The sequence below is a fragment of the Actinomadura logoneensis genome, from assembly GCF_003428695.1.
Classification (GTDB): Bacteria; Actinomycetota; Actinomycetes; order Streptosporangiales; family Streptosporangiaceae; genus Spirillospora; species Spirillospora logoneensis.
Window position 1 is genome coordinate 1 of the sequence record NZ_QURH01000448.1, and the last position, 1000, is coordinate 1000.

Annotated in this window: 2 protein-coding genes; both read right to left on the bottom strand. The window is 78.6% G+C overall.

The window, feature by feature from the left end:
* Positions 1–441 (bottom strand): response regulator (locus tag DZF91_RS23230; RefSeq protein ID WP_147341299.1); only part of this gene is annotated, 441 nt, incomplete at its 3' end.
* Positions 438–1000, bottom strand: a 563-nt coding sequence (locus DZF91_RS40130) for a sensor histidine kinase (protein WP_407920927.1), incomplete at its 5' end; no start/stop codon positions are given. The genes DZF91_RS40130 and DZF91_RS23230, both read right to left, overlap by 4 nt.

Consider the following 1000-nt stretch of genomic DNA (forward strand, 5'->3'; position numbering starts at 1 on the left):
CCCGGCCGTCCGGGCGTCGCGGGCGGCGACCGCCTGCTCGACCAGGCGGCGCAGCGCGCGGGGACTGAACGGGGTGTCGCCCGCCGCCGCGCGGCGCACCGCGTCCAGCAGCTGCGCGGGCTCGACGTCCTTGGCGAGGAAGCCGCGCGCGCCCGCCGCGAGCGCCGGGTACAGGTGGTCGTCGTCGTCGAACGTCGTGAGGACGACCACGATCGTCGCCGGCCGCTCGCGCAGGATCCGCTCGGTCGCGGCGGTGCCGTTCAGCAGCGGCATCCGCAGGTCCATCAGGATCAGGTCGGGGGCGAGCCGGGCCGCGAGCCGGACGGCCTCGTGCCCGTCGGCGGCCTCGCCGACCACCTCCAGGTCCGGCGCGGACTCGCACAGCATCCGCAGCCCGGACCGCACCAGGTGCTGGTCGTCCACGATCATCAGCCGGATCACGCCGCGCCTCCCGCCGGCAGCAGCGCGGCCAGCCGCCAGCCGTCCCCGGACGGCCCGACCGCCAGCGTGCCGCCCGCCAGCTCGACACGCTCGCGCATCCCCGGCAGGCCGTGCCCGGACCCCGCCGGGGACGCGCCGCCGGGCAGGTCGTTCGCCAGCTCCACGCGCACCCGGCCCTCGCCGTCGGCCGCGACCTCCAGTCGGACGGCCGTGCCCGGCCCGGCGTGCTTCACCACGTTCGTCATCCCCTCCTGGACGAGCCGCAGCACGGTCAGCGCCCGCACCGCGTCGAGCCGGGTCAGGTCCGCGCCGATCTCGGCGTCCACCTTCACCCCCGCGCGCTCGGCCCGCTCGACGACCGCCGCGAGCGCGGCGGGCAGGTCGCCGGGGTCGGTCATCAGCGTCCCGAGGTCGCGTCCGGGGTCGGCGCGCAGCGCGGCGAGCAGCCGCCGCAGGTCGGCGAGCGCGGTCGTGGCGCTGCCGTGCACGTCGTCCAGCACCTCGCCGACCCGCGGGTCCGGAACGGCCGCGCTCGCGGCGACGGAGTGCGGCCCGCCCG